Below are 25083 nucleotides of genomic sequence, written 5' to 3' on the forward strand. Positions count from 1 at the left end.
GTGCGCTCCGCGCTCGTGAGCAGAAAGTGTCGCTATAGCAGCACTTTCTGCTCACGAGCGCGGAGCGCACCTACAGCGGCGGGTCGGCGTCGACTCCACGGTCCCGGAGCGCGGCCTCGACCCGCGCGACGACGGTGCGCACGACGTCGACCCGGGCCCAGCGCTTGTCCTCGGCCGCGACCACGTGCCACGGCGCGACGGGCGACTCGGTCCGGCGCAGCATCTCCTCGATCGCGGCCTCGTAGTCGGCCCGCCGGTCGCGGTTGCGCCAGTCCTCCGCGGTGAGCTTCCAGGCCCGGTACGGATCCTGCGCCCGCGCCTCGAAGCGGCGCAGCTGCTCGTCGGGCGAGAGGTGCAGGAAGAACTTCACGACGATGGTGCCCTCGGCCGCGAGCGTCGTCTCCAGGTCGACGATCTCGGAGTAGGCCCGCTCCCAGGCCGACTCCGCGGCGAACCCCTCGACCCGCTCGACGAGGACACGGCCGTACCAGGTGCGGTCGAGCACGGCCATGCCGCCCCACCCGGGCAGCGTCGGCCAGAACCGCCACAGGAAGTGGTGGCGCTTCTCGTCGTGCGACGGGGCCGCGAACTGGACCACACGCACGTGGCGGGGGTCGAGGGGGCTCACGAGCCGCTTGATCGCGCCGCCCTTGCCGGAGGCGTCCCAGCCCTCGAAGAGCACGAGCAGCGGGGGCCCGATCTCGCCCGGCCCGATCTGTCCGCCGAGCAGCAGCCGCAGGTGCACCAGACGCTCCTGGGCCGCGGCCAACTGCCGGGCGCCCTGCTCCTTGGACAGCCGCACGGACAGGTCCACCTCGTCCAACCGACCCACGCGGGTCACCCTGGCAGGGCGTCTACCCCCACCGCCAGGCCGCGGCGTCCACCACGTCGATCTCCAGCCCCTCGGCCGCTCGCCGGACCGGTTCGCTCGCCGCGACGACGAGCGCCATCCAGATCGGGTAGCGCTCCCGCTGGCGCAGCGCGACCTGCTCCTGGCCGGCGATGAGCAGCCCGGGCTTGGGCGGGCGGCACCAGCAGCGGGCGAGGTCGGGGGTGGGGGCGTCGGGGTCGTGCGGGCAGTGGACGAGGGTGTCGAACGCGTTGCCCGCCCGCTCGTGCAGCGTCCACAGCACCCGGACGGCCGTCTCCTCGGCCAGCTCCCCGCGGGCCACCTCGGGGAGGTGCGCGAAGCCGACGATCCGCCCGCCGGCCTCGCGCCACAGGCGCATCCGCTCGACGGCGTCGAGGTGCACCTCGATGTCCATCGGTCCCCGCAGGGGCCGGCCGAGGTCCGCCGCCGAGCGCCGGACCGCGTCGAGCTCGACGAAGAGCATCGGCACCTGTGGTGGGGTCAGCACACTCACGGGCTCATCGCAGCAGACGTCCCGCTCAGCCGCCTCGGGACCGGAGCTCACCCACGGCGGTGTCGAGGTCGACGACGTCGGCGTACTTGGCGTCGAGGTCGGCGAGGTTCTGGCGGTGCAGCGCCGCGGTGCGGTCGCCGCAGGCCTCGTCGACGACGACGGGGCGGAACCCGGCGGCGAGCGCGTCGGTCGCGGTGGCGCGCACGCAGCCCGACGTCGAGACCCCCGCGACGACGACGGTGTCCACGCCCCGGGAGCGCAGCGTCGCGGCGAGCGAGGTGCCGGCGAAGGACGACGCGTGCTGCTTGACCAGCAGCGCGTCGGCGGCCGCCGGCGCGAGCGACAGCTCGCCCCACCCGCCGTCGGCCCCCTCGGCGAAGCAGGCGAGCGCGGGCACCTTGACGGCGAAGAACCCGGCGTCGGCCAGGTCGGGCGCGTAGCGGACGACGGTCCACACCACGGGGACGTCGATCGACCGGGCGGCCGCGACGACCGCGGCGCACGCGTCGAGCACGCGTCCCGGCGTCGCCGGGTCCTCCCCGCCGAGGAAGAACGGCCCGCCCGGCTCGGTGTAGGCGCGCACCAGGTCCACGACGACGACGGCGGGGCGCGCGCCCCAGCCCAGGCGCCGGGCGAAGCCCGTCCCGTGCGGGTTCGTCACCGGGTCACCACCGCGGCGCGGGCGTTGCCGAGGTGGCTGCGCATCACCGCGGACGCCCAGTCGGCGTCGCCGGCCCGCAGCGCGGCGACCAGCTCGGCGTGGTGGGCGAGGCTGCGGGCGAGCGAGGCCGGGTCGTAGGCGTGGAAGGTGCGCAGCACGACCGGGGCGTGCACGACGTTGGCCAGCGCGGCCGACAGGGCCGGCGCGTCGGCCGCGGCGAGCAGCCGGGCGTGGAAGTCGCGGTTGAGGCCGACGAGGGCGTCGAGGTCCTGGTCGGCGCCCGGCGCGCCGACGGCGAGCATCCGCCGGGCGAGGTCCTCGAGGGCGTCGAGGTCGTCGGCGGTGACCCGCGTGGCCGCCCGTGCCGTGGCCCGGGGCTCGAGGGCGAGGCGGACGTCGAAGAGGCCGTCGAGGTCGTCGGCGGAGAACGACACCACCCGGGCGCCGCGGTGGGCGTGCGCCTCGACGAGCCCCTCCGCCGCGAGCCGGGAGAGGGCCTCGCGGACCGGGGTGCGCGAGACGCCGAGCCGCTCGGCGAGATCGACCTCGCCGAGGTGGGCCCCGGGGGCGAGCTCACCGCGCAGGATCGCGTCGCGCAGGGCCGTCTGGGCGCGCTCGGAGGCGCGACCCGCCGTCGTCGTCGTCACCCCGGACACCTCCCCTCGCCGTTGTGTGCAACGTAGGGTGACGAGCCGTCGTCGACAAGCCCGCACCGGCGCGGCGGCCCCGGGTTGTACACACTGCGAAGGGACTCCCGTGATGGCCGATCTGCTCAGCCACCCCCGCGACCGCCGGGCCCGCCTGCGGGCCCTGCTCGACGGCGACGGACCCGTCGTCGCCCCCGGGGCCTACGACGCGCTCTCGGCGCGGCTCGTCGAGCAGGCCGGGTTCGACGTCGTCTACATGACCGGGTTCGGCACCACCGCCTCCCTGCTCGGCCGCCCGGACGTGGGCCTGCTCGGGCAGGCGGAGATGGTCGACAACGCGCGGCGGATGGTCGGGGTGCTCGACGTCCCGCTGATCGCGGACGCCGACACCGGCTACGGCAACCCGATCAACGTCATCCGCACCATCCGCGAGTACGAGCAGGCCGGCGTCGCGGGACTGCACCTCGAGGACCAGGTGATGCCGAAGAAGTGCGGGCACCTCGCGGGCAAGGAGGTCGTGCCGCTGCCGGAGATGGTCGCGAAGATCCGGGCGGCGGTGGACGCGCGCACCGACCCGGACCTCGTGCTGATCGCGCGCACCGACGTGGCGCAGCAGTACGGCATCGACGCCGCGATCGAGCGGGCGCGGGCCTTCGCGGACGCCGGCGCGGACCTGCTGTTCGTCGAGGCGCCGACGTCGGACGAGGCGCTGGAGCAGGTCGCGACCGCGCTCGAGGGGCACCGGCTCGTGTTCAACGGGGCCGAGGGCGGCCGCACCCCGCTCCCGCCCCTTAAGACGCTGCGCGAGCTCGGGTTCGCGCTGGTGCTCTACCCGGTCTCGACGCTGCTCGCGGCGGCCTCGGGCGTGCGGGCGATGCTCGGGCGGCTGCACGAGGAGGGCTCGCCGACCGCCGCGCTCGGCGACCTCGGCGCCGCACCCGGTGGGATCGGCGGGCTGGACGCGTTCACCCAGGTCGTGGGGATCGAGGAGATCCGCGCGCTGGAGGAGCGGTACCGCATGTGAACGGATGTGGTCGTCCCGGCGACCACATCCGTGCACATGGCGTCAGCCTCGGCGGCCCCGCAGCAGCGCCACGGCGAGCAGCAGCAGCGCGACGACGGCGAGCACCAGGGCGATGATGCCGATCACCAGCGCCGGGGTGGACGACGAGCCGGAGTCGGACGAGGCCGGGGTCGCCCCGGAGTCCGGGCTCGCGGGCCCGATCGTCAGCGTGGGCGACGGGTGCTCCGGCTCCGGGGCACCCGGCGCCGCGGACTGGTTCCAGGCGACGACGGAGCCGTCGCTGTAGGTCTGGTTGGCCGGGAAGGCGAGCGAGGGCACGTTCGGCAGGGGCCCGACGAGCAGCGAGAACTGGTCGAACTGCTGCGGCGCGATCGCGGTCTGCGGGCTCTGCGCGGTGAAGACGACGTCGCTGACGACCTGGCTGACCGGCCCGTCGTCGGTCTGCAGCGGCTGCGGCAGGGTCTTCTGGTGGACCTCGACGGTCCAGCCCGGGTGCGGCTGGACCGACACCGACGCGAGCGGCTGGTCGGCGGGCAGGAAGATCTGCACCGCCGTGGTCGACGCGTTGTCCTTCTCGGTCGGCACCCGGAACGCGAGCTGCGCGTAGGAGCCGGCCGCGGCGCCGCCGTCGGCGGAGACACGGATGTGCGCGGACGCGGGGAGCGCGCCGAGGGCGAGCAGCGTCGCGCCGACGGCGAGCAGGACGCCGAGGCGCGCGGCGCCGCGGCGGCGGGGTCGACGGTCGATGGGGACGAGCTTCACGGGGGGCTCCTCGGTCGGGGACGGCGGACGACGGGTCAGTGGACGGGGACCGTGACCCGGAAGAGGGTGGGCGGGGCGGCGGGGCTCGCGACGGTGACGTCGAGCGCCCACCGCCCCGGCACCGGGAACGAGAGCGGCGCGCTCGCGCCGCCGGGGCCGGGGGTGACCGGCAGCGGCCCGATGCCCTGGTCGGGCAGGGTCAGCGAGGCCTCCACGACGGACACCGCCACCGGGCGGCCCGCGGCGTCGGCGCCGGTCAGGTGCACGGTGGTCGCGCCGGTGTGGGCGGCGTCGACGCGGGCGGTGAGCGCGAGCGCACCGGCGTGCTCGGTGGTGGCGAACGGGGGCGCGTAGGTCTCGACGGCGCGCGGGGACCCGACGAGCACCGCGGTCACGGCGAGCACGACGACGGCGACCGCGGCCTCCGCGAGCAGGCCGCGGCGCAGCGCGGCGCGCGAGGGCACGTCCAGGCCGGGCGGCTCCCCGGCGGGCACGGGCGGGTCCTCCACGGGGCTCTCCGCGACCGCCGTCTCGGAGGTGGCGGGTGCGGCGCCGAGCGAGAGCGCGAAGGTCCGCGGCCGGGAGGGCGTCGGGCGCGGCACCGGCGGGACCACGAGGCGCCGGGCGACGAGCCGGCGGGCCCGGTCACCGAGCACCAGCAGCACGACGACGCCCGCGACCTTGCCCAGCAGCAGCCAGCCGTAGGTGGTCGTGACGAGGGCGCCGGGCTCGCCGACGTCGCGCCAGGTCTGGTAGAGCCCGGTCGCGACGATCACCCCCACCGCGACCTGCGCCCCGCGCGAGAACCCCGGGAGCACCGCCGCGACGGGCGCCGGCGACGCCGGGCGGACCAGGGCGAGCAGCAGCACCACCAGCCCGCCGATCCACAGCGACATCGCCGCCAGGTGCGCGAGGTCGGCGGCCAGGCCGAGCACGACGGGCGCGTCCACCCCCGCGTGCCCCGCGGCCGAGAACGTCGCCGCCGCGGCGAGCGCCGCCACCGCGGTGCCGACGGCCCGGTCCCCCGTCGGCGACGCCGCGTCGACCGGCGCCACGAGACGCCGCCCGAGGAGCCCCACGAGGAGCACGAGCACCACCCGGGCGGCGAGGAGCAGCCCGGCGGGCGAGCCGAGCGTCGTCGCGAGGACCGCGGGGTCGAGCGTCGAGCCCGGCCCGACCCCGGCGGCGTCGGGACCCTGCAGGAGGAACGCGAGCACGCTGCCGACCAGCAGCGCCCACCACCCGGCGGCGACCGCCCGGCGGCCGCGCCGCAGCACCGCCACCTCGGCGCCGGCCCGGCGCAGCGCGACGAGCGCGACGGCGCCGCCCAGCACCGCCAGCCCCGCGTACTCGACGAACCGGGCGACGGCGAGGAGTCCGCCGACGGCCCCGTCGCCGGGGTCGGCCGCCGGCGGCGGCGCCGCGCTGGGACCGGGATGGCCGACCGAGAAGCGGAAGCCGCCCGAGACGGGGTGGGAGTCGGCCGAGACCACCCGCCAGGTGACGGTGTACGTGCCGGGGGCGAGATCGGGGGCGAGGGCCACGCCGGCGGAGGTCGGGTCGCCGGCCGGGTGGGTCGCGGCGCCGCTGTCGACCTCGTGCAGCGCGCCGTCGTAGACCCGCACCGCGCCGGGCACGAGGGTCACGGCCTCGCTGAAGGTGACCGTCACGTCGGTCGGGGCGTGGGCGACGACGCTGTCCGCGCCCGGCGTCGTGCGCTCGAGCACGGCGTGGGCGGACGCCGGCACGGCGGTGCCGAGCGCCAGCAGCGCGCCGAGCAGCGCGACGGCCACCGCCGCCACCCCGCGCCGCGCCACCTCGCCCAGCCCTCGCACGTGTGTCGGGTCGTCGTGAGGCCGTGTCCGGTTCCCGAGGGTTCGCTCGGTCACACCGGGGGCGCGTGGCGTCACCCGCGGGCGAGCAGACCCCGCATCCGGTCGATCTCGGCCTGCTGGGCCACGAGCAGCGTGCGGGAGAACTCCGCGAGCGCCGACGCCGACGCCGCTCCCCCGGTCGCGGCGAGGTGCCGGCGGGCCATCGCGAGCGCGCCCTCGTGGTGGGTGGTCATGGTCTGCAGCCAGAGCCGGTCGAAGGCGGGCCCGAAGAGGGTGCGCAGCCGGTCGAGCGTCGCCGTGGCCGCCATCCCGTCCATCACCGCCATCGCCGGGCCCGGGTCCGCCGGGGCGCCGCGGGCGCGCAGGAACCCCTGCAGCTGCCCGACCTCCTCGACCTGGGCCCGGTCGATGCGGAACGCGAGGTCGGCGACGTCGGGCGACGACGACCGCCCGGGCACCAGCGCCGCCAGCGCGAGCGCCTGCTCGTGGTGGCCGACCATCGTTCGGGCGTAGTCGGTGTCGACGGCGGCGACGTCGGGTGGTGCGGCCGGGGGCGGGGTGTCGGCGCAGCCGCCCAGCACGACGACGAGGACCGCACCGATCACCACCACGGCCCAGTGGATCACCCAGTGCGTCGCCCTCGCCGGGACGCCATGGGCCGTGTGGGCGCCGTTCACCGGAAGATCCTGGTCACGAGCGCGCTGGTGGTGTACTCACCGTGACATGACCTCCTCGATCGTCGACCAGCCGGACATCGCCCGCCGGTGGGGCTGGATCCTCGCCGACGGGATCCTCGCCGTGATCGTCGGCCTCTTCGCCCTCGTCTTCCCCGGGGCCACCGTCATCCTGCTGGCCCTCTTCCTCGGGGTCGGCCTGCTCATCTCGGGCATCATCGAGATCACCGCGGCCCTCCGCGTGCAGCACGGCGCACCGGGTCGCTGGTGGGTGATCATCTTCGGGGTGATCACGGTGCTGGCCGGCATCTTCGTGATCTTCCGGCCGGGGGCGGGTGTCGCGATCCTCGTCGTCGGGCTGCTGCTGTGGTTCCTGTTCGCCGGGATCAACGACCTCTTCGTCGCCGCCCGCTCGACCGAGCACCGGGGCTGGAACATCGCGATGGGGGTGCTGGCGCTGCTCGCGTTCGTCATCCTGCTGTTCAACCTCGCCGCGGCCATCGGCACGATCGCGCTGCTCGCCGGTCTGGGCTTCCTGCTGCGCGGCGCCTCGGAGATCGGGCTCGCGCTGAGCCTCCGTCGCTCGCGGTGATCACTCGTTCGGGCCGGTTCCCGGTACCGCCCCGGACTGCTTACGGTCCTCGCGCCACCCCCACGAGGAGGACGCGATGGACCCCGCCACCGGACTGCAGCACGTCGCCACGTTCTGCGGGCAGTGCAACTGCGGCTGCCCCGAGCTTCACCTGGACCCCGCCGCCCCGGAGGAGCGCCGCGTCGTGATCACCGACGACTTCGGCCAGCGCATCCAGATGAGCCTGGGCCAGCTCGCCGACCTCGTCGCCGACGCCCGCAACGGCGTGCTCGACGAGGTCCTCGCGTCGGCCTCCTGACCGCCGCGTCCCGAGCCGCACGAACGGCCGGTTCGTGACCTTCGAGGGTCACGAACCGGCCGTTCGTGCGTTCCGGGGGTGCGCCGCACGGGGCACTCAGCTCCCCCGCAGCTCCCGGCGCAGCAACTTCCCGGTCACCGTCTTCGGCAGCTCGTCGCGGAGCTCGACCTGCCGCGGGTACTTGTAGGCCGACATCCGCTCCTTGCAGAACGCGATGAGCTCGTCGGGCGTCGCCGAGGACCCCGGCCGCAGCGAGACGAACGCCTTCACCGTCTCGCCGCGGTACTCGTCCGGGATCCCGACGACGGCGGCCTCGCGCACCGCGGAGTGCTCGTAGAGCACGTCCTCGACCTCGCGCGGCCAGACCTTGTAGCCGCCGGCGTTGATCTGGTCCTTCTTGCGGTCGACGACGTAGAACCAGCCCTCGGCGTCCATGTAGCCGACGTCGCCGGTGCGCAGCTCGACGATCCCGCCGGGCCCGCGCAACGCCTTCTCGGTCTCCTCGGGCTTGCCCCAGTAGGCCGGCACCACCTGCGGCCCGCGTGTGGTGATCTCCCCGACCTCGCCGACGTCGGCCTCGGTCCCGTCGTCGCGCACGATCCGCACCACGGTGTCGAACACCGGCACGCCCACCGACAGCGCGCCGGACGCCTCGTCCACCGGGGCCGTCGAGCCCAGCGGCACCCCGTGGGAGGGCGAGTTGGTCTCGGTGAGCCCGTAGAAGTTGTGGATGTAGTGCCCGAACTGGTCCTGGAAGGCCTTCACCGTCGACGGCGGGATCGGGGCGCCCCCCGAGTACACCTTGACCATCGACGACAGCGCGTCCCGGTCGGCGTTCGGCGCGTTCATCATCGCGATGAACACCGTGATCGAGCCGATGGAGAACGTCGGGCGGTGCTCGCGGATCGCGTCGACGACGACACCGGGCTCGAACCGGTAGGCCAGCACCAGTGGGCAGGGCAGCAGCAGCGCGATCGCCATGTGCCCGACGACGCCGGTGATGTGGAACAGCGGTGCGACGCCGAACACCGAGTCGTCGCGCCCGAGCTGGATCCAGTCCCGGTAGGTCTGGGCGTTGAACACGATGTTGCGGTGGGTGTTCATCGCGCCCTTGGGCGGGCCGGTGGTGCCCGAGGTGTAGCCGAGGAACGCGACGTCGTCGCCACCCAGCTCGACCGGGTCCGGACGGCGGCCGCGGGCAGCGTCGAGCACCGTCGTGAGGTCCTCGGCACCGTCGCACGCGCTGCGCTGCATGCTGCCGAACAGGCGCTCGTCGTGGCGCGTCTGGTGCTCGAGCGGCGAGGTCGAGAACGCGATCCGCACGCTCGTGTTCGGGATGACCTCGCTGGCGATCCCCCACAGGTCCTCCTGGGAGACGATCGCCGTCGCCTCGCAGTCGGTGAGGATCGTGGTCAGCTCGCGCTGGCGCGACATCGGGTTGACCGACACGACGATGCCGCCGGCCTTCCAGGTCCCGACGACGACCACGAGGACCTGCGGGATGTTCTGCAGGTAGGTGGCCAGCCGGTCGCCGTGGGCGAACCCGCGGTCGGCGAGCGCGACGGCGATCGCGTCGGAGAGCTCGTCGAGCTCGCGCATCGTCATCGTGCCGTCGAAGTAGCGGACGATCTGGCAGTCCGGGTCGCGCTCCACGGCGGCGCTGAACATCGCCAGCGCGCTCGGGTACTCGACGGTGACCTCGCCGTGGTTGTAGTCGTCGCGGTATCGGGCGAGCCACGGCTTGGACTCGTAGACCGACCGGGTCGTCGTCACCGGATCACCACCTGCGCCGATGGGGCGTCCGCCATCGTGTCCTCCTCGCCGTCGAGAGCGTGACCTGGCTCTCAGCCTCACGGGCGTGGGCGGTGGCAGCAACCCCTGGGGTCAGCGCGAGGCCCCGGCGTCGTCGCGCAGCGCGGCGAGCAGCGGGATCGCCGCGATCTTCGCCTCGGTGAGCTCGTCCCACACGACGCGCGCCGGGTGACGCGGCGCCCGGCTGCAGGTGATCGTCCGCTCGGCGGTGACGATGAGGTCGAGGTGGACGTCGTGGTCCACGGTCGGGATCTCGCCGTCGGCGACCACCTGGTCCTCGTGCACGGTCGTCACCACCGGGGTGTCGGCGGCGACGAGCCCGGCCTGCGCGGCGACGGCGAACTCCAGGTCCGAGAACCCCCCGCCCTTGCCGAGCCGGGAACCGTCGGGACTCACCGCCACGCACCCGGCGACGACGAGGTCGACCGGCTCGAGGTCCGCGACGGCGACGGTGCGCCCGGCCGCCGACGCGCCCTTGATCGAGGAGGCCTGGCGCGGGGTGCGGTCGCCGAGGTCGTCGGGGTCCAGCAGGAAGAAGGGGTCGGGGCCGGCGAGGCGCGGCACCGCCATGTAGACGGTCTTGCCATCCTCGAGCGCCCGCTGGCGCACCGGCCACTGGGCGGCGTCGGGATTGCACTTGAGGGTGCGGGCGCGGCGCCAGACGTCGGTGTCGCGCAGCCGTTCGGCGGCCGCCTCCGCGCCGGTGACGTTCGGGATGCGGTGGCGGGCGCCGGGGAAGCGGGCGTGGCCGCGCTCGGTGAGCGTCGACCAGATCCGTTCGCGCAGCTCCTGCTTGGCGGCCAGGAGCTCCGGGGAGCCGCCGGCGTCGGCGTCGTGACGGGCGATGGTGACCTCCAGGGTGGCCTTCGGCCTCGTGAGCACTTTCTGGTGTCATCGCACCAGAAAGTGCTCACGGGCGCGGAGCGCACCTACCGAGCGGTAACCGGACGTGGTGGAATCGCGGCCATGGCGCCCACCCACGTCGTGACCAACCAGGTGCCCGAGCTCGTCGACCACGACCTCGCCGCCGACCCGCCGCTGCTCGAGGCGCTCGAGCGCGAGGGCGCGGGGTGGGCCCTGGATGAGCTGCACGACACCGGGCGCCGCGCGGGCTCGGCACAGGTCCGCGGCTGGGCCGACGCCGCCCACCGCAACGAACCGCGGCTGCGGGCGTTCGACCGGGTCGGGAACCGGGTCGACGAGGTGGACTACGACCCGGGCTACCACGCGCTGCTCGGGGAGGCGGTCGGCCGCGGCTTCGCCGGCGCCGTGTGGGCCGGCCCCGGCGGGTTCGGCTCCGACCCCCGCCCCGGCCAGCACGTCGCCCGGGCCGCCGGGTTCCTCGTGTGGTCGCAGGCCGAGGCCGGCCACGGCTGCCCGGTCTCGATGAGCCACGCCGTCCTCCCCGCGCTCGCCCACGCCCCCGAGCTGCTCGCCCGCTACGGGCCCGGCCTCGTCTCCACCGCCTACGAGCCCGGCCTCGCCGAGCCGACGACGAAGGCCGGCCTGCTCGCCGGGATGGGCATGACCGAGAAGCAGGGCGGCTCGGACGTGCGCGCCAACTCGACGACCGCGACCCCCAACCGCGACGGCAGCTACACCCTCACCGGCCACAAGTGGTTCACCAGCGCCCCGATGTGCGACCTGTTCCTCGTCCTGGCCCGGACGGCCGTCGGGGCGAGCGGAGCGCCGGGGGGTGGGGACGCCGGGATCACCTGCTTCCTCGTGCCGCGGATCCTTCCCGACGGTGCCCGCAACCCCTTCGCGATCCAGCGGCTCAAGGACAAGCTCGGCAACCGCTCGAACGCCTCGTCGGAGCCGGAGTTCGACGGCACGATCGGGTTCCGGGTCGGCGACGAGGGCCGCGGCGTGCGGACGATCATCGAGATGGTCGCCTGCACCCGGCTGGACAACGCGCTGGGCTCGGCGGCCGGCATGCGCGACGCCGTCCGCCGGGCGGCCTGGCACGCGACGTACCGGCACGCGTTCGGCTCGGCGCTGATCGACAAGCCGCTGATGCGGGCGGTGCTCGCCGACCTCACGGTCGAGTCCGAGGCGGCGGTGACCCTCGCGCTCCGGCTGGCCGGCGCGCAGGACCGGTCGGCGTCGGACGAGCACGAGGCCGCGTTCCGGCGGATCGGCGTCACGCTCGGCAAGTACTGGATCTGCAAGCGGCAGACCGCGGTGGTCGGTGAAGCGCTCGAGTGCCTCGGCGGGAACGGCTTCGTCGAGGAGTCCGGGATGCCGCGCCTGTTCCGCGAGTCGCCGCTGAACTCGATCTGGGAGGGCTCGGGCAACGTCAACGCCCTGGACCTGCTGCGCGTGCTCGGCCGCGAGCCGGCCGCCGTCGAGGCCTACCGGGCCGAGGTGGAGGCCGCGTCGGGCGCCGACCACCGCCTCGACGCCGCGTGGAAGACCATCCTCGACGAGCTCCGCGACCCCACCGAGGAGCGCGCCCGCTGGTTGGCCGAGCGGATGGCCGTGGTGCTGCAGGGCTCGCTGCTGGTGCGGCACGCGCCGGCCGCCGTCGCCGACGCCTTCGTCGGGTCGCGGGTGGCGGGCGATCACGGCCAGGCGCTGGGCACCCTGCCGCGCGGGGTCGACGTCGACGGGATCCTGGAGCGCCTGCCGCTGGGCTGAGGCCCGGGGCGGGGGCGCGACCTGCGCGCCCCCGCACACACTCCCGGCCCGACGACGGGCGGGCTCGCCGGCACCCGCGCGCGGCGCACACACTCCCGGCCCGACGACGGGCGGACTCGCCGGCATCTGGGCGCCCCGCACACACTCGCCGATCGGTTCGTCCCGCACCGGGGGCCGCCGATCGCGGCGACCACGAGCTGCCGTGCATCCGCTGCGTGTGCGCCGCGCGCAGGTCCGCCCGGAACCGATCCGCCCCGCACCGGCAGCGTGTGCGCCGCGCAGGTCGAGAGCACCGTGGGCCATTCCCCGGATCGCGACGTCGCACTAGCGTCCCGCCCACCATGAGCGACCTCCTGCCCGGCGTCGAGGCCGGCACCGTCGACGCGCGCATCCGCCTCCACCACCTCACCTCCGGGCCGCCCGGCGGCGAGCCGGTCGTGCTCGTGCACGGGAACCTGTCCACCGGACGGTTCTTCGAGCACCTCATGAGCCCGGCGAGCGCGCGCTTCCGGTTCCTCGCGCCGGACATGCGCGGGTTCGGCCGCACCGAGACCGCCCCGATCGACGCGACGCGGGGACTGGGCGACTGGGCCGACGACCTCGTCTCCTACCTGCAGGTCCTCGGGATCGAGCGTCCGCACCTCGTCGGGTGGTCGACGGCGGGCGCGGCGATCGCGCTGGTCGCGCGCGCGGTCCCCGTCGCCAGCCTGACCTTCCTCGACCCCGTCTCCCCCTACGGCTACGGCGGCACGTTCCCCGACGGCAAGCCGTGCTCCGACGACCACGCCGGCACCGGGGCGGGCGTGGCGAACCCCCGGTTCGTCGAGCTGCTGCGCGCCGGTGACCGCGGTGCCGACGAGCCGGTCAGCCCGCGCAACGTCATGAACGGCACCTACTGGGCACCGGACTTCCGCCTCCCGCCGGAACGGGAGGACCTCCTGCTCGACGAGATCCTGCTCTCGCGGATCGGCGACGACGGCTACCCGGGCGACGCCACGACCTCCGAGCACTGGCCCGGCTCCGCCCCCGGCACCCGCGGGCTGCTCAACGCGCTCTCCCCGAAGTACTGCTCGTGGGCCTGGCTGCCCGAGCTCGACCCGAAGCCGCCGGTGCTCTGGACCCACGGCGGCAAGGACCTCGTCGTCGCCGACGGCTCGTTCCTCGAGCTGGGCACGCTCGGGCAGGCGGGCATCGTGGCGGGCTGGCCGGGCGCCGAGGTCTTCCCGCCGCAGCAGATGGTGGCCCAGATCCGCGGCGTCCTGCGCCGCTACGAGCAGGCGGGCGGGCAGGTGCGCACCGAGGTCTTCACCGCGTCCGGGCACGGGCCGCACCTCGACGACGCGCACCGGTGGCTGGGCGTGGCCACCGACTTCTGGGAGTCGGCCACGGTGGGCTGACTCAGCCGAGCCGGCGGCCCAGGTAGCCGCCCACCATCGCGGTGAGCTCGTCGAGGATCGCCTCGCGCCCGACGTCGGGCGCCTCGAGCACCCAGGAGATCGTCACGTGCTCGACCGTGCGCACCAGCATCCACGCGACCGCGTCCACCGGGACGTCGCCGGCGTCGGGGTGCTCGGCCAGGAGCGCCCCCGCGACCAGCGCGTCGATACGGCGGGCGAACCCGACACGGCGGCGCCCGACGGTGCGGGGCCGGTCCTGCGAGAGCACCCGCACCAGGTCGGCCTCGTCGGTCAGCGCGTCGAGGAGGGCCTCGAGGTGACCGCGGACGGCGTCGTCACCCGCGCGCAGGCTCGCGAGGAACGCGCGCGTGATGCGAGCTTCCAGGTCGTCCACCGCACGCTCCACGACCCGCTCGAGGATCGCCTCCTTGTCCGGGAAGTACTGGTACAGCGTCCCCGGACCGACCCCGGCCGCCGCGGCGATCCGATTGGTGCTCGCCCCCTCGAAACCGCGGGTGAGCAGCACGGACCGCCCGGCGTCGAGGATCCGCTCGACCGTCGCCCGGGATCGTTCCTGGGTCGGGCGGCGCCGCATCGCGCGGGGCTCGTCGGCGGGCACCGGGCACCTCCTGGCAGCGGACGGGAAACGCGAGTTGAACCCGAGTGATTGCTCGTGTCAGCGTTCTCGTCATGGTGGCAGAGACCGTGACGGCTCCCCAGGTCGAGCTCCCCGAGTTCCCGGCACGCTTCCGCGGCGCGCCGGCCCGCAACGCGGCCATCGCCCGACCGCTGGCGCTCCTGGGCCGGGTCCGCCACCGCGACGAGGCCCTCGTCGACGAGATCGGGCGCCGGATGTTCGCCCGCGACGAGGTCGGCGCCGAGCTCGCGGCCGCGATGAGCCGCGACGCGGTCCCCCGCGTCACCACGACGGCGCTGCACCGCGCGATCGCCGAGGGCGCCCACGACGACGACCCGCCCGCCCTGCGCCGGTTCGTCGCCGCCATCGAGCGCGAGCCCGACTGGCTCGACCGCGACCTGCTCGAGCGGGGCGCCCGCGCCTACCGGCGGCTGGGGCGCAGCCGCGACGACGTCCTGCTGGCCCTCTCGCTGATCGGCGGGTACCGCTACGTCGGCCCGGCCGACCTGCTCGTCGCCACCGGCGGACTCACCGGCACCACCGCGATGCGCCGCCTCGGCGAGACGACCGCCTGGGGCTACGCCGTCTCCCGGCCCGGCGGGATGGCCCGCGACGGCGAGGGCTTCCGGGTCACCGCCCACGTGCGCGCCATGCACGCGCTGGTCGACGACCGCTTCTCCCGGCGCGACGACTGGGACACCGCCGCGCTCGGCCTCCCGGTCAACCGCAGCGACCTCGCCGGCACGCTCGCCCTGTTCAGCGCCACCGCGATGCTCGGGGTGCGCGTCCTGGGGCGCCGGGTCCCGCGGCAGGACGGGCACGCGATCATGCACCTCTGGCGCTACGTCGGGTTCCTCATGGGCGTCGACGAGGACTGGCTCTTCGCCGACGAGCGCGCCCAGCACGCGTTCGACCACCACCTGTTGCACGCCCAGGGCGGCCCGACGCCGGCCGGGGCCGCGCTCACGACGGCGCTGGTCGAGGGCACCCGGCGCAGCCACGACGAGCACGGGCACCGGGGGTGGTGGGCGCGACGGCGGCTGCTCTCCCACCTGCGGCTCTTCCTCGGCGCGCAGGGCTGCCGCGACCTCGGGCAGCCGGTGCTCCCACCGTGGACCGTCCTGCCGGAGGTGGCCCGCAACGTCGTCGAGTCGTGGGTCATCGGCGCCGTGGCGCCGGGCCGGCGCTGGCTCGAGCGCCGCAGCGACGCCGGCGTCGAGGCCGACCTCGAGCGGCTGCTCGGCGAGCGGCCCCGCCGCCCGGCGGATCTCCCCGTGTGACCGCTCCCCCACCCTGCGCGCACGAACGGCCGGTTCGTGACCTTCGATGGTCACGAACCGGCCGTTCGTGCGGTCCGGGGAAGCCTCAGCGACCCGTGAAGCGCGGCTCCCGGCGCTCACCGAACGCGGTGAACGCCTCGGCGAGGTCGGCGCTGGGCAGGAACGCGGCGTTCCAGGCCCCGACGTAGCGCAGGCCGGCCTCGACACGGGGACCCCGCTCGGCGTCGAGCACGTCCTTGATGCCGCGGGTGACCAGCGGCGAGTTCGCCGCCATCCGGCCCGCGAGCTCGAACGCGGCGGCCCGCAGCGCCTCGCCGGACTCGAGCACGCGGTTGACCAGGCCGATCCGCTCGGCGTGGGCGGCGTCGACGTCGGCGCCGGTGAGCGCCAGCTCGCGCAGGTGCCCGTCGCCGATGATCCCGACGAGGCGCTGCAGCGACCCGAGGTCGGCCACCATCGCCATGCGCACCTCGCGCACGGAGAACAGCGCGTCGGCGCCGGCCAGGCGGACGTCGCAGGCGGTGATGAGGTCGACCCCGCCGCCGACGCACCAGCCCTCCACGGCCGCCACCACGGGGGTGCGGCAGGACGCCACCGCGGTGATCGAGGCCTGCAGGTCCCGCAGGTGCCCGAGGAACTGCTCGCGGGCGCCGGCGGTCGGGTCGGTGAGCACGCTGCCCAGCGACTCGGTGGCGGCGCGCAGGTCGAGGCCGTAGGAGAAGCGGCCCTCGGCGCCGGTGACGACGATCGCGCGCACGTCCGGGTCCGCGTCGAGGGCGGCGACGACGGCGGGCAGCTCCGCGAAGAACGCGGGCGACATCGCCCGGGCGGTCATCGACACCTCGGCCACGTGCGCGGCGGGGGTCTCGCGGGAGACGGCGAGGGTCTCGAGGTGCTCGGGCAGGGCGGCGGTGCCGTTCGCGGCCACGGACGTCATGGCCCGACTAGATCACCCGTGCGACCGGGCGTCCAGCTCGCCCGTCGGGCCCGCCTCGCGGAGCACGCGGTCGAGGCCGGTGAGGCGCAGCGCCCGCTGCGGCTGGCCGTGCAGCCCGCGCAGTCCGAAGGTGCCGCCGGCCCCGGTGACGCGCTGCGAGGCGCCGAGCAGGACGCGCATGCCGCACGAGTCGCAGTAGGGCACCGCGGCGAGGTCGACGACGAGCCGCGTCGGCCCGTCCTGCTCCGCCAGGCGGTGCTCGATCGCGGCCTCGAGCTCGCGGAAGTGGGTGTAGTCGATGTCCCCGCTCACCACGACGACGACCGCCCCGTCCGCCGACTCACCGCTGCGGACCGTGAAGTCGAGCGCCTCGTACTGCCCCCCGCTGTCGGGGACCCGGGTGCTCACGCCGATCCCTCCGTCGTCCCCTCCCGGAGCCCGGCGCAGGCCTCGCGCACGGCGTCGGAACGGATCAGGGCGGTGGTCCGCGGCGAGTCCCCGAGGCGGGTCGCCAGCTCGTCGAGCGCACGCCCGACCTCGTCCCCCGTCAGCCCCCCGGGCACGACGACCGACCCGATCCAGCGCACGAACCGGGCGAGCAGCCCGGCGTCGTCGACGTAGACCGCGGCCGCGAGGAAGTCGACCAGGTGCCCGAGGTCGTCGGTGAGCTCCTCGGAGGGCTCGTCGCGCAGGCGGCTCGCGACGCCGGCCACCAGCTCGCCGCGGCGGCCCTGGAGCAGGGCCTGCTCCTCACGGGAGGTGTCATCGACGGTGACCGCGTCCTGGTCGCCCGTGAGCGACGGCGAGTCGAGCAGGGCGACCGCGGCCCGGGCGTCGGGGGCCCAGCCGTCGGCGCCCACGGACCGGGCCCACTCGCCGTCGGGACCGAAGGCGGGGCCGCCCGCGAGGACCGGTGTGCCGGTCGCGCGGCAGGCCTCCACCACGCGGCGCGCCGCCGGCAGGCGGGAGGGCAGCGAGCTGGACACCGCGACGACGTCGGGGCCGGCCGCGTTGAGGTGCATCGCGACCTGGGCGGCCGGGACGCTCGACCCGAGGTAGCTGACCTCCCAGCCGTGGCGGACGAGCACCTCGGCCAGCAGCCGGGCGGGCAGGCCGTGCCACTCGCCGTCCAGGCAGGCGACCGCGATGCGTCCGACGCCCGTCGGCCCGCCGGCCGGGCGGTGCCGGCTCACGGCGGCCACGACACGCTCGGAGATGTGGGTCGCGATGTGCTCCTGCACGACGCTCCACGTCCCGGCGGCCCAGCGCTCCCCCACCTCGCGCTGTGCCTCGGCGATGACGTCGAGCAGGACGTCCTCGGTGTCGTGTCCCGCATCGACCGCGGCGAGCGCGACCGCGACCGCGCCCTGTTCGTCGGAGGCCGCCAGCCGGTCGAGGTAGTCCTCCCGGACGGCGGCCAGATCGGCGGCCCCGGCCAGGGGCGCGGGATCGGCGGGTGCGCTCACGCGCGCGCTCCTTCCTGGGTCCTCGCGGTCACGGGGAAGTCCCCGACCTGCGGTGACCTTCTCACGCGGCCTCCGTGCGGCCGCCACCACCGGCGCTCCCGGCGTCGCGGACCAGGCCCAGCCGGGGAGCGCTCACCTCACCCCCGCGCGCCGGCCCGGCCGGGGCCTGCAGGGCGAGCAGGGCCACGTCGTCGTGGTCCTGGCCGGCGAGCCACTCGGTGAGCAGCTGCAGCACGCGCTCGCAGATCACCGGCGCCGGGGCGCCCGCGCAGCCCGCGAGGGCGCTCTCCAGGCGCTCCTCGCCGAAGAAGTCCCGCCCGCGCGGCCCGCCGCGGGCCTCGGTGACGCCGTCGCTGTAGAGCAGGCACGTGTCGCCGGGCCCGAGGACCACCTCGGTGCCGCCGAAGTCGGCGTCGCGCAGCGCCCCCACGAGGGTGCCGCTCACCGGGACCTCCTCGACGGTGCCGTCGGCGCGCAGCACGTAGGGCGGCGGGTGGCCCCCGGTGGCCAGCCGCAGCCGCACCGAACCGTCGGGGGCCGGCAGCGCGTCGCCGAGCACCATCGTCGCGAACCGCGGGACGGAGGGCGCCCCGGCGGCGTCGAGGTCGGCCGCGTCGAGCAGCGCCTCGTTGAGCAGGGCGAGCAGCACGGCGGGGTCGCGCTCCACCAGCCGCAGCGCGTGCAGCGACTGCCGCACCCGCCCGGACAGCACGGCCGCCTCGATGCCCTTCCCGCAGACGTCGCCGAGCAGGAACGGGGTCTGGCCGGCCGTCGTCACCGGCAGCACCTCGTAGAAGTCGCCCCCGACGCGCAGGCTCTCCCGCGCGGGCCGGTAGGCGCTGCCGAGGACGAGCCCGTCGACGCCCTGCGGCAGCGGCGGCGGCTCCAGGCTGCCCTGGAGCACCTCGCCCAGGTGGGCCTGCTCGCGGTAGAGCGCCGCGGCCGAGAGCGCGGTGCCGACCCGCACGGCGTACTCCTGGGCGAGCGGCCACCGGTCATCGTCGGCACCGTCGGGGGCGTCGGAGGCATCGTCCACGAGGACCAGCACGCCACGCACGATCGTGCCGGGCACCGGGACGACCGTGATCGGTCCGTCCGGGGTCGCGCCGCCCCAGACCGGCAGGTCGGTGAGCTCTAGGGTGACCCACGGATCGACCGGGACGTCGTCGCTCAGCGCCTCGGCCAGGCGGGGGGCCGCCCGGAGCTCGGTGCGCGGGAGCTTGCCGGACACCGCGCGCGTCCCGTCCTGGGCGCGGACCCACCGCACCGTGTCGGAGCCGTCGGAGAGCAGCACCAGGACGGTGGGGGCGAGCACGCCGGCCGCCAGGGTCACGGCGGTGCGGAGCGTGCGGTCGAGGTGCAGGACCCCGTGCAGGGCGCGGCCGGCCTCGGCGAGGAACTGGGCCCGGGCCTGGGCCCGGTGCAGCGACCGCGACCCGAGACGCTCCTCGGTGACGTCGCGCAGGTACCAGCAGGTCAGGACGTCGCCGGTGCGCGGGTCGTCGAGGACCTGCGCCCGGGCGGCGAGGCTGCGGCCGTGGACGACGGCCTCGAACGACGCGGCGCCCCCGACCACCGCGGCGGTGAACTCGTCGTGTCCCGCGTGCTCGACCGGACGGCCGGCGACGAGGCCGGGCAGCAGCCGCTCCCCCGCCGGGTTGACGGCGTGCACGATCTGCCGGGTGCCGCCCGGGCTGGCGGTCCCGGTGACGACGACGGCCTCGCTGAGGCCCTCGAGCACACGGGCCGACAGGCTGCGCATGCCCGACGGAGGTGTCGGCAGGGGCGCGCCTGCCGGCATCGTCGAGTCCATGCGTCCCCCTGTGGGTCGGCGGCGTGGGCCCAGGCTAACGTCTCGAGCTCCCGCGGGACGGACGGGCGAAGACGGTGCGCTCGCCGCGCCCCCGTGGGCCGCCGGTGGTAGGCAGCGCCGCATGAGCGCCCTGACCTACTCCCACGCCAGCACCATCGTCGCCGCCGCCCTCGACCACGGCCGGCAGGCCGGCTACAAGCCACTGACCGTCGCGGTCCTCGACACCGGCGGTCACCTGGTCGCGCTGGGCCGGGCCGACGGGTCGGGGTTCCTGCGCCCGGACGTCGCGATCGCCAAGGCGCACGGGGTGATCGGGCTCATGATGGACAGCCGCGCGATCGCCGCGCGCGCGGCCGACTCGCCGGAGTTCTTCACCTCGGTGGCCGCGCTGGCCGGCGGGAAGGTGTTCTCGGTGCCCGGCGGGGTCTTCGTCTGCAACGCCGAGGGGGAGGTCATCGGCGCGGCCGGGGCCTCCGGGGACGCGTCGACCGCCGACGAGGAGGCGGTCGTGGCGGGGATCGAGGCCGCGGGGCTGGTGGCGCGTACCGGGGCCTGACGGCCGGGGGCCGTCGCCGGGTGGGTGAACGGCGCCGTCCTCGCGCCCGATGCCAGGAATGCGCCATTGGTGCCGTGCGGGGCCGGCCCGGGTCGGTGAGCGAACGGCGCCGTTCTCGCGTCCAGCGCCAGGAATGCGCCATCGGTGCCGTCCGGGGCCGGCCTGCCCGATGGGCGAACGGCGCCGTTCTCGCGCCCAGCGCCAGGAATGCGCCATTGGTGCCGCGCGGAGCGGGGCCCACCAACCCCGCGACCCCACCCTGCTACGCTTGTATCTATGTCCGACACCAGTGGTATCTCGGCTGCGGAGGCCGTCTACCGCCACGTGAAGGACCGCGTGCTCACCGGCGAGCTCGAGGGCGGCCGGATGGTCAGCGAGGGCGAGGTGTCGGGCGCCCTGGGCGTCAGCCGCACCCCCGTCCGCGAGGCGTTCCTGCGCCTCGAGGTCGAGGGGTGGCTGCGCCTGTTCCCGAAGCGCGGCGCCCTGGTCGTGCCGGTCGCCCCGCACGAGATCGACGAGGTGCTCGACGCCCGCGCGCTGCTCGAGGGGCACGCGGCGGCCGACGTCGTCACCCGCCCCGCCGACCTCGCCGCCCTCGTCGACGCCCTCGACGCGGTGATCGGGGCGCAACGGGCGTCACACGACGCGGGCGATCTCCGCGGGTACACCGAGGCCGACGTCGAGTTCCACCGGCTCGTCGCCGACGCCGGGCGCAACTCCCTGCTCGCCGGCTTCCACCGGACGCTGCGCGAGCGCCAGCAGCGCATGACCGCCGAGTCGGTCCGGGGCCGCACCGCCGCGGCCCGGACCGTCCTCGACGAGCACCGCGCGCTGCGCGACCTCCTCGCGGCCGGCGACGCCGCCGGCTTCGGCCGCGCCCTCGTCACGCACCTGGACAACACCCACCGAGGAGGACGGACCCGATGACCGCCACCCTGCACGCGCGTGAAACGCGGGCCACCGGCACGAGGGCATCGGCCTGGCTCCCGGTGGGCCTCGCGCTCTTCACCGTCGCGTGGGGCGGCAACCAGTTCACCCCGCTCATGGTCATGTATCGCGAGCTGGGCGGGTTCTCGACGGCGGTCGTCGACGTCCTGCTCGGCGCGTATGTGCTCGGGATCGTGCCCGGGATGCTCGTCGGGGGGCCGCTCTCCGACCGGCTCGGCCGCAAGCCGCTCATGCTCGCGGCACCGCCGATCGCGATCGTCGGCAGCCTCGTCCTCGCCGTCGGCGGCGACCTGGTGCCGGTGCTCTTCCTCGGCCGGGTCCTGGCCGGGCTCGCGCTGGGGATCGGCATGGCGGTCGGGTCGACCTGGATCAGCGAGCTCTCGGCCCGGCACGGCGACACGGCGGGCGGGGCCTCCCGCGCGGCGATGTCGCTGACCCTGGGCTTCCTGCTCGGCCCGGTGGCCGCCGGGCTGCTCGCCCAGTGGGCGCCGTGGCCGGAGGTGCTCTCCTACGCCGTGCACGTCGTCGTCGGGATCCCGCTCGGCCTGCTCGCGCTGCGGACCGCCGAGACGCTCGACCGGGGCGCGGCGCCCACCCGCCGGCTCCGCGACGACCTGCGCATCCCGCTCGGTGAGCACCGGGAGTTCCGGACGGTCATCGCGCCGGTCGCGCCGTGGGTGTTCACGTGCGCCGGCGTCGCCTACGCCGTGCTCCCCTCGCTCGTGGCGAAGGCCGTGCCCGGTGGGGCGATCGCCTTCGCGGCCGTCATGACCGCGGTGACGCTGGTGGCCGGGTTCGCCGCGCAGACCGCGGCGAAGCGGCTGCGGCTCACCGACGCCCGCGGCGGGATGCTCGGCCAGGCCTTCGCCGCCGCCGGGATGGCGCTCGCGGCGGTGACGGCGGCGTCGCCGGGCGTGGTGCTCGCGCTGGTGTCGGCGACGGTGCTCGGGGTCGGGTACGGCTTCGCGCTGGTCAGCGGGCTGGCCGAGGTCCAGCGGATCGCGCCGCCGCGCCACCTCGCGGGGCTGACCGCCGTGTTCTACGCGCTGGCCTACCTCGGCTTCGTCGTCCCGACGGTGCTGGCGCTGCTCGCGCCCGTCGTCTCCTACACGGTCCTCTTCGCCGCCCTCGGCGTGGTCGCCCTGGCGTGTCTCGCCGTCGTCGCGCGGGCTCGGCGCGGCGGCTGAGACCGGGGTCGGTGCCGAGGGGCACGTGAGGCATCCCGGGACCGCCCCCGACCTGCCCCACGTGCCCCTGGTCACCAGCCGCACGCCGGCTCCGCCGTCAGCCGTACGTCGGGTGGACCACGGCCTTGAGCGCCAGCGGGTCCCGGCGCGCCGCGAGCAGCGCCCCCACGGCGTCCTCGAGCGGGTGGTGCGAGGTGACCATCGCGTCGAGCCGGATGCGTCCGCACGCGGCCAGCCCGATCGCCGCCGGGTAGACGTGGGCGTAGCGGAAGGTCCCCTTGACGACGAGCTCGCGGGCCTGCACGACGTCGAGCGGCAGCGTCACCGACGCGCCCGTCCCGACGAGCACCACCGTCGCCGCGGGCGCCGTCGCCGCGACCGCGAGGTCGACCGCGGGCTGGACCCCGGTGCACTCGAGCACGACGTCGGCCTGGCCCAGCACGTCGCCGACCGCCGTGAGCGCGGTGTCGTGGTCGTTGGCGTCCACGGTCGCGGTCGCGCCGTACTCGGCGGCCACCTCGCGGCGCAGCGCCATGACGTCGGTGACGACCACCGCGGACGCGCCGCGGGCGAGCGCCACCTGCAGGCACAGCAGCCCGACCGGTCCGGCGCCGCTCACCAGCACCCGCGTGCCCGGGCCGATGTCGGCCTTCCCCGCGGCGTGCAGCGCCACGGAGAGCGGTTCGACGAGGGCCGCGGCCTCGTCGGAGAGCGAGTCCGGCACCGGGTGCGCGCGGTGCGCGGGGATGACGACGTACTGGGCGAAGGAGCCGTCGACCGGCGGCGTCGCGAAGAACGCGATGTCCGGGCACAGGTGGTAGCGCCCGCGGCGGCACTGCTCGCAGCGCCCGCACTCGGCCTGCGGCTCGACGGCGACCCGCGTCCCGACGGCCGGTGCCGCCACCCCCGGCCCGACCGCCGACACCACCCCGGAGGTCTCGTGACCGAGCACGAGCGGGCCGTGCATGACGAAGCCCCCGATGCGGCCGTGGTCGTAGTAGTGCACGTCGGACCCGCAGACGCTCACGGCACGCACCGCGACCTGGACCTGGCCGGGACCCGGCTCGGGGACCTCGCGCTCCTCCAGCTCCACGTGGTCGGGCTCGGTCAGGACGGCGACGCGCTGCATGGGGTCGAGTGTGCCCACTCTGGCCCACAATGGATCCCGTGACCGCCACGACCAGCGCCCCCGTCGTCGCGGACCTGCGGGCCGCGCTGCCGGCCGACCGGATCGTCGACGACCCGGACGTCCTGGCCTCCTACGCCCACGACGACGCCGAGTGGGCGCCGTGGGAGCTCCCGGCTGCCGTGGTCCGGCCGCTCGACGCCGAGCAGTGCCGGGCGGTCGTCCTGGCCTGCCTGCGCCACGGCGTGCCCGTCGTCCCCCGCGGTGCGGGCACCGGTCTGTCGGGCGGGGCCAACGCGACCACGGGCAGCGTCGTCGTCTCCCTCGAGCAGATGACGCGCATCCACGAGATCGACCCGGCCGAGCGCCTCGCCGTCGTCGAGCCCGGCGTCGTCAACGACGACCTGCGCGCGGCCTGCGCCGCGCAGGGCCTCTGGTACCCGCCCGACCCGGCGAGCTCGCCGTGGTCGACGATCGGCGGCAACGTCGCCACCAATGCCGGCGGCGTGTGCTGCGTGAAGTACGGCGTCACCCGCGACTACGTGCTCGGCGTGCAGGTGGTCAACGGGCTCGGCGAGCTCGTGCGGCTGGGCCGGCGCACCGCCAAGGGCGTGGCCGGGCTCGACCTGGCCGGGCTGATGGTCGGGTCGGAGGGCACGCTCGGGCTGATCACCGAGGTCACCGTCAAGCTCCGCCCGGCCCGCGCGCCGGAGCACACCGTCGCCGGCTACTTCGCGAGCATCGTCGACGCCGGCCGCGCCGTCGCCGCCATCACCGCCGACGGGCTGACCCCGAGTGCGCTCGAGCTGGTCGACCGCACCTGCCTCGAGGCCGTCGACGCCTGGAAGAACATGGGCCTGTCCGCCGAGGCCGACGTCGTCCTGCTCGGCCGCTCCGACGCCCCCGGCGCGGCCGGCACCGCCGAGGCCGACGCGATGCTCGCCCACTTCGACGCGGCCGGGGCGACGTTCAGCGCGCGGGCCGCGGACGCCGAGGAGGCCGACGCGCTCTTCGCCGCCCGCCGCCTGGCCTACCCCGCCCTCGAGCGGCTCGGCCCGGTGCTCACCGAGGACGTGTGCGTGCCCCGCGCCGCGGTGCCCGAGATGCTCGCCCGGATCCAGGCCACCGGCGAGCGGTACGGGACGACGATCGCCAACATCGCCCACGCCGGCGACGGCAACCTGCACCCGCTGCTGATCACCCCGGTCGGCGACGAGCCCGCCCGCGTGCGCGCCCAGGCCGCGTTCGAGCAGATCCTCACCGACGCGCTCGACCTCGGCGGCACCGTCACCGGCGAGCACGGCGTCGGGCTGCTCAAGCGGCACGGCCTCGAGGCCGAGCAGTCCCCCGAGGTCCTCGCGATGCAGCGCGCCGTCAAGGCGTCCCTCGACCCGCACGGCATCCTCAACCCGGGCAAGATCGTCTGA

At 75.7% G+C, this 25083-nt stretch carries 25 protein-coding genes; 10 read left to right on the forward strand and 15 right to left on the reverse strand.

All coding sequences use genetic code 11. The features are described from left to right. Positions 1-70: 70 nt before the first annotated feature. From HH311_RS24205 to HH311_RS24220, 4 genes are read right to left on the reverse strand one after another with little or no spacing between them, the layout of a single operon-like run. On the reverse strand, positions 71-832 hold the full coding sequence (locus HH311_RS24205; protein WP_169186270.1) for a polyphosphate kinase 2 family protein: 762 nt from the start codon (positions 830-832) through the stop codon (positions 71-73). A gap of 22 nt (positions 833-854) precedes the next feature. After that, positions 855-1364, reverse strand: coding sequence for a hypothetical protein (locus tag HH311_RS24210; RefSeq protein ID WP_169186271.1), 510 nt, complete (start codon positions 1362-1364; stop codon positions 855-857). A gap of 25 nt (positions 1365-1389) precedes the next feature. Further along, positions 1390-2025 (reverse strand): isochorismatase family protein, encoded by a 636-nt coding sequence (locus HH311_RS24215; protein WP_169186272.1) that lies wholly within the window; start codon positions 2023-2025, stop codon positions 1390-1392. After that, the gene (locus HH311_RS24220) at positions 2022-2672 is read right to left on the reverse strand and encodes a GntR family transcriptional regulator (protein ID WP_169186273.1); all 651 of its coding nucleotides are present in this window, start codon (positions 2670-2672) and stop codon (positions 2022-2024) included. Before HH311_RS24220 ends, HH311_RS24215 begins: the two co-directional genes overlap by 4 nt. 112 nt (positions 2673-2784) lie before the next feature. Here HH311_RS24220 and HH311_RS24225 point away from each other — a divergent pair, with 112 nt between their 5' ends. Next, positions 2785-3696, forward strand: coding sequence for an oxaloacetate decarboxylase (locus HH311_RS24225; protein ID WP_169186274.1), 912 nt, complete (start codon positions 2785-2787; stop codon positions 3694-3696). A 42-nt stretch (positions 3697-3738) separates the two neighbouring features. Here HH311_RS24225 and HH311_RS24230 read toward each other — a convergent pair whose 3' ends face one another. From HH311_RS24230 to HH311_RS24240, 3 genes are all read right to left on the reverse strand, one after another. Further along, positions 3739-4458 (reverse strand): YcnI family protein, encoded by a 720-nt coding sequence (locus HH311_RS24230; protein WP_211190753.1) that lies wholly within the window; start codon positions 4456-4458, stop codon positions 3739-3741. 35 nt (positions 4459-4493) lie between these two features. Then, on the reverse strand, positions 4494-6293 hold the full coding sequence (locus HH311_RS24235) for a copper resistance protein CopC (protein ID WP_169186275.1): 1800 nt from the start codon (positions 6291-6293) through the stop codon (positions 4494-4496). A gap of 71 nt (positions 6294-6364) precedes the next feature. Then, the gene (locus HH311_RS24240) at positions 6365-6970 is read right to left on the reverse strand and encodes a DUF305 domain-containing protein (protein ID WP_169186276.1); all 606 of its coding nucleotides are present in this window, start codon (positions 6968-6970) and stop codon (positions 6365-6367) included. A 46-nt stretch (positions 6971-7016) separates the two neighbouring features. On the opposite strand from HH311_RS24240, the gene HH311_RS24245 reads away from it, so the two are divergent. Together HH311_RS24245 and HH311_RS24250 are read left to right on the forward strand one after the other, a co-directional pair. Next, positions 7017-7559, forward strand: coding sequence for an HdeD family acid-resistance protein (locus tag HH311_RS24245; protein WP_169186277.1), 543 nt, complete (start codon positions 7017-7019; stop codon positions 7557-7559). A gap of 76 nt (positions 7560-7635) precedes the next feature. Next, entirely contained in the window at positions 7636-7857 is a 222-nt protein-coding gene (locus HH311_RS24250) for a hypothetical protein (protein ID WP_169186278.1), read from the forward strand. 96 nt (positions 7858-7953) lie between these two features. Here HH311_RS24250 and HH311_RS24255 read toward each other — a convergent pair whose 3' ends face one another. Beyond that, on the reverse strand, positions 7954-9630 hold the full coding sequence (locus HH311_RS24255) for an AMP-binding protein (protein ID WP_169186279.1): 1677 nt from the start codon (positions 9628-9630) through the stop codon (positions 7954-7956). 111 nt (positions 9631-9741) lie between these two features. After that, positions 9742-10551, reverse strand: a complete 810-nt coding sequence (locus tag HH311_RS24260; protein ID WP_312030369.1) for a 5-formyltetrahydrofolate cyclo-ligase — start codon at positions 10549-10551, stop codon at positions 9742-9744. Positions 10552-10635: 84 nt separating this feature from the next. On the opposite strand from HH311_RS24260, the gene HH311_RS24265 reads away from it, so the two are divergent. Beyond that, positions 10636-12309: an acyl-CoA dehydrogenase family protein gene (locus HH311_RS24265; protein ID WP_169186280.1), complete on the forward strand. Its 1674-nt coding sequence runs from the start codon at positions 10636-10638 to the stop codon at positions 12307-12309. 341 nt (positions 12310-12650) lie between these two features. Continuing rightward, positions 12651-13706, forward strand: coding sequence for an alpha/beta fold hydrolase (locus HH311_RS24270; protein ID WP_169186281.1), 1056 nt, complete (start codon positions 12651-12653; stop codon positions 13704-13706). A 1-nt stretch (position 13707) separates the two neighbouring features. Here the strand turns inward: HH311_RS24270 and HH311_RS24275 are convergent, their stop codons facing one another. Then, on the reverse strand, positions 13708-14325 hold the full coding sequence (locus tag HH311_RS24275; protein ID WP_211190754.1) for a TetR/AcrR family transcriptional regulator: 618 nt from the start codon (positions 14323-14325) through the stop codon (positions 13708-13710). 71 nt (positions 14326-14396) lie between these two features. On the opposite strand from HH311_RS24275, the gene HH311_RS24280 reads away from it, so the two are divergent. Continuing rightward, positions 14397-15623 carry an oxygenase MpaB family protein gene (locus HH311_RS24280; RefSeq protein ID WP_169186282.1) on the forward strand — a complete coding sequence of 409 codons (1227 nt, stop codon included), beginning with the start codon at positions 14397-14399 and terminating at the stop codon, positions 15621-15623. Positions 15624-15708: 85 nt separating this feature from the next. Here HH311_RS24280 and HH311_RS24285 read toward each other — a convergent pair whose 3' ends face one another. The 4 genes from HH311_RS24285 to HH311_RS24300 form a co-directional block, all read right to left on the reverse strand. Continuing rightward, complete coding sequence (locus HH311_RS24285) at positions 15709-16560, reverse strand: crotonase/enoyl-CoA hydratase family protein (RefSeq protein WP_169186283.1); 852 nt, start codon at positions 16558-16560, stop codon at positions 15709-15711. Between the two features lie 12 nt (positions 16561-16572). Continuing rightward, entirely contained in the window at positions 16573-16968 is a 396-nt protein-coding gene (locus tag HH311_RS24290) for an STAS domain-containing protein (protein WP_169186284.1), read from the reverse strand. Beyond that, positions 16965-18026: a cobalamin-dependent protein gene (locus tag HH311_RS24295; protein ID WP_169186285.1), complete on the reverse strand. Its 1062-nt coding sequence runs from the start codon at positions 18024-18026 to the stop codon at positions 16965-16967. Before HH311_RS24295 ends, HH311_RS24290 begins: the two co-directional genes overlap by 4 nt. 61 nt (positions 18027-18087) lie before the next feature. Further along, entirely contained in the window at positions 18088-19788 is a 1701-nt protein-coding gene (locus tag HH311_RS24300) for a PP2C family protein-serine/threonine phosphatase (protein WP_169186286.1), read from the reverse strand. A gap of 172 nt (positions 19789-19960) precedes the next feature. Here HH311_RS24300 and HH311_RS24305 point away from each other — a divergent pair, with 172 nt between their 5' ends. From HH311_RS24305 to HH311_RS24315, 3 genes are all read left to right on the forward strand, one after another. Continuing rightward, positions 19961-20395 carry a heme-binding protein gene (locus HH311_RS24305; protein WP_169186287.1) on the forward strand — a complete coding sequence of 145 codons (435 nt, stop codon included), beginning with the start codon at positions 19961-19963 and terminating at the stop codon, positions 20393-20395. 276 nt (positions 20396-20671) lie between these two features. Then, on the forward strand, positions 20672-21322 hold the full coding sequence (locus tag HH311_RS24310; RefSeq protein ID WP_169186288.1) for a GntR family transcriptional regulator: 651 nt from the start codon (positions 20672-20674) through the stop codon (positions 21320-21322). Beyond that, positions 21319-22530 (forward strand): MFS transporter, encoded by a 1212-nt coding sequence (locus HH311_RS24315; RefSeq protein ID WP_169186289.1) that lies wholly within the window; start codon positions 21319-21321, stop codon positions 22528-22530. Before HH311_RS24310 ends, HH311_RS24315 begins: the two co-directional genes overlap by 4 nt. A gap of 97 nt (positions 22531-22627) precedes the next feature. Here HH311_RS24315 and HH311_RS24320 read toward each other — a convergent pair whose 3' ends face one another. Continuing rightward, positions 22628-23659, reverse strand: coding sequence for an NAD(P)-dependent alcohol dehydrogenase (locus tag HH311_RS24320; protein WP_169186290.1), 1032 nt, complete (start codon positions 23657-23659; stop codon positions 22628-22630). A gap of 29 nt (positions 23660-23688) precedes the next feature. On the opposite strand from HH311_RS24320, the gene HH311_RS24325 reads away from it, so the two are divergent. Beyond that, positions 23689-25083, forward strand: coding sequence for an FAD-linked oxidase C-terminal domain-containing protein (locus HH311_RS24325; RefSeq protein ID WP_169186291.1), 1395 nt, complete (start codon positions 23689-23691; stop codon positions 25081-25083).

The organism is Actinomycetospora sp. TBRC 11914 (assembly GCF_012933465.1).
Classification (GTDB): Bacteria; Actinomycetota; Actinomycetes; order Mycobacteriales; family Pseudonocardiaceae; genus Actinomycetospora.